Below are 2,755 nucleotides of genomic sequence, written 5' to 3' on the forward strand. Positions count from 1 at the left end.
AGTCCAGTCGAATCGTAGGGGTGGGGCCCCTGCCGGCGCAGCCGGCCAGGGGCGGGCGAAGCCCGCTTGGAAAAGAGGCAAGTAATCCTTCCGCGGTCTGAAACCGCGGAATTTTGCAGCACTGAACAGCGAGTCAAAAAGTCTCCGGCGCGGCCCGGGCCGCGCCTTCGAAAGGAAAACCGAACATGAATCCGGATTGGGAATCAGAAGAAGACACCGAGGGACGGGATCAGAGGGCAGCGAATGCCGAACGGGATGCTTTGCGCCGGGCCCAGATGATCGGGCGAGCGCGCGAACGGAAGGCCTATTGGCAACGTGAGCTGGCTCTCGAGCGCTTCGACGAATTCAAGGGCGAGATGCGTCGGCGCATTCAAGTGGAACAGACCCTGCTCGACGGCCTCGAGCATAGCGATACGCCGACCTTCATCCTTCTGAAGACCTATCAGCAGGACGCTGTCCATCTGCCAAGCCAGCCTGGAACCAAGCAGGACGAAGAACGGGCTGATCTGCTTGAGCGCATTCAGAAGGCATCTCAACGGCGCAAGGACTTGCTTCGCAGATTGGAGCTCACACCGCAGCGGCAGACTATCGAAAGAACTGAGCTCACCCGCAAGATAGCGAAGGAAGGCGAATACATCGCTGATCTTCAGGTTCAAGTGCGAGCACTTCGGTAGACCATGCAGGAAGCCGCACCGCTCTTCTTCTCTTTGAATCGTTGCCAACGGCGCAACCGATCGAAGGACTGGGCGCGGGAGCGAGAGCTCAAGGAACGGCTTCGGTTTCTCAAGCGCGAAACAGAAGTCACTGTCTGGCATTGGCTCTGCGAGGAACGCGGTGTAGAGCTACCCAAGCCCGAACCACCCAGCCCGAAGCAGGATAACCCGGCCTGTGCCCAGCCGGAGTCTCGGCCTTGCTGTGCGCACGGCCATCCAATGCCGATCAGTCCCGGGATCTGCGGTGACGAGCTGCTCATCGAAGGTGACGGACTCGACATCAAAAAGGCCTATCGGATGTTGGACAAGTTGCGGCCCATCTCGCGCAACCGCACGGCCCGTTGCCGCCGCTTCCGACTGCACAAGACCGTCCAAGTGATGAGCGATGGCGAGCGGGCTTGGGTGGCGGGAGTCCAGACCTGTAACAACGTTTGGGGCTGCCCTGTCTGCGCCATCCAGATCCAGAGCGAACGTGCCGGTCTGGTTGACTATGCTATCGAGCGTTGGATTGGCTACGGGCCAGAACGCAAGGGTCCCCCGAATGCGCGGGCGTACATGATGACTCTCACCATCAAGCACGCCCTTTCGCATTCGCTCAAGCGCACCAGTAAGCTGCTCGCTGAGGCCTGGTCTGACATGTTTGCAGGTCGCGCTGGCGCTGAGCTCCGGGCGCAGATGGGCATAGCTCACTTCGTTCGGGCCCTCGAACCGACGTATGGGAATGAGAACGGCTGGCATCCCCACTTACATGTTGTCCTGCTGACCGAGGGCGAGTTGGACCCAGCCATGCAGGATGAGCTTCGGACGCGATGGACGGAGTCCATTCGCAGGAAATGCTTGGAGTCAGAGCGTTTCAACGAAGAGTTCAAGCCCTCCGAAGAACGGGGAGTCACCTTCCGTGAGATCTATCAGTCGAGGGACGGCCGGTACGTCGCGAAGATGTTCCTCGAGTTGACGAGCTACGAGACGAAGGGCGGCAAGCACGGAAACCTGACTTGGTGGCAAATTGCCGAGAAGGCAGCTGACGGCGACAAGCGCATGATTCCGGTCTGGCAGGAAGGTCAGGATGCGTTGTTTGGTCGCAAGCAGCTGACCTGGTCGCACGGTACCGCCGACTTCTTTGGCATCCGTGATTTGGTGCGGGAAGATCTCGACCACCCGGACGGAGTCAAAGCCGAAGACATTCGCGAAGTATACCAGCTCGAAATTCCGGGCCGAGTTTGGGACGAAGCCTGGCGACGAGACAGATACTTCTTGTCGACGCTTCTGCCAGCTGTAACGTTGGCGACGGCTACGGGCGACTGGGGCGCATTACTTGCGCTTCTCTCCGCCGAGCTATCGCGAGCAGGCGGGGGCCGACCAGCGTCGACCCCCCTTCCCATGACTTGCTCAGCGTGAGCTTTGGCGGAGCTATGCTTACCAGTACGGATCTCGTTGGATCTCAATCCTCGTCGCTGGCGTTCGGTTCACTGGGCTTAGGTGGCGAGTCGGCAACTTGCCGTCTGCCGGCGAGCCAAGTTGTGAATTGTGATTCGATAATGTGCTCGGCTGCTGTTGCTGTCCGAGCGTTCAGTAACTGTCGCTCATGTGGCCCTTTGGGCCAAACCCCGATGATACGCGGGCCCATCTTCGCGCGAACGCCAATGACGTCAGCATAGGGTTCGTTCCGAGCCTTCCGACCTGACTGCTGCCGGGTGAGTGACAGGGTGAGCCGGTTGAAGCGCTCCAGGATGCGCATCATTTCCTTGGTGAGCTCACGCTCGTCTTTGACCCAATCGAGCAAGAACCAGATGGGGCTGCCCTTCACGAGACGAGCAACTTCGAGTCGCATTAGCACAGCCAGATCGGAAAACTTCGGTTCGCTCATTTGTCCCCTGACGCCTTGATCGGTAACGGAAGCTGGACGTTCTGCCGTGGCTTGTCGTAGGCAACGAGCTCGAGCGTAGCGCCGCACCCAAAGCACTTCTTGCCGTGGTGACCTTCGCACAGGGCGTAAGTCCTTCTGCAGCCGACGCATTGCCAATGCCCAGCTGCCACGCTAC

At 59.7% G+C, this 2,755-nt stretch carries 3 protein-coding genes; 2 read left to right on the forward strand and 1 reads right to left on the reverse strand.

Annotated features, from left to right (window positions below; all coding sequences use genetic code 11):
- Window positions 1-185 precede the first annotated feature (185 nt).
- Both WC359_15470 and WC359_15475 read left to right on the forward strand, forming a co-directional pair.
- On the forward strand, window positions 186-674 hold the full coding sequence (locus tag WC359_15470; protein MFA5401851.1) for a hypothetical protein: 489 nt from the start codon (window positions 186-188) through the stop codon (window positions 672-674).
- Between the two features lie 3 nt (window positions 675-677).
- Complete coding sequence (locus WC359_15475) at window positions 678-2,111, forward strand: protein rep (protein ID MFA5401852.1); 1,434 nt, start codon at window positions 678-680, stop codon at window positions 2,109-2,111.
- A gap of 43 nt (window positions 2,112-2,154) precedes the next feature.
- Here the strand turns inward: WC359_15475 and WC359_15480 are convergent, their stop codons facing one another.
- Window positions 2,155-2,580 carry a hypothetical protein gene (locus WC359_15480; GenBank protein ID MFA5401853.1) on the reverse strand — a complete coding sequence of 142 codons (426 nt, stop codon included), beginning with the start codon at window positions 2,578-2,580 and terminating at the stop codon, window positions 2,155-2,157.
- Window positions 2,581-2,755 lie beyond the last annotated feature (175 nt).

The organism is Dehalococcoidia bacterium, assembly GCA_041653995.1.
GTDB lineage: Bacteria > Chloroflexota > Dehalococcoidia > GIF9 > UBA5629 > CAIMUM01.

Bases quoted from the DNA above. Each gene is read 5' to 3' on its own strand.
- WC359_15470 (MFA5401851.1), top strand. From the start codon at position 186: ATGAATCCGGATTGGGAATCAGAAGAAGACACCGAGGGACGGGATCAG.
- WC359_15475 (MFA5401852.1), top strand. From the start codon at position 678: ATGCAGGAAGCCGCACCGCTCTTCTTCTCTTTGAATCGTTGCCAACGG.
- WC359_15480 (MFA5401853.1), bottom strand. From the start codon at position 2,580: ATGAGCGAACCGAAGTTTTCCGATCTGGCTGTGCTAATGCGACTCGAA.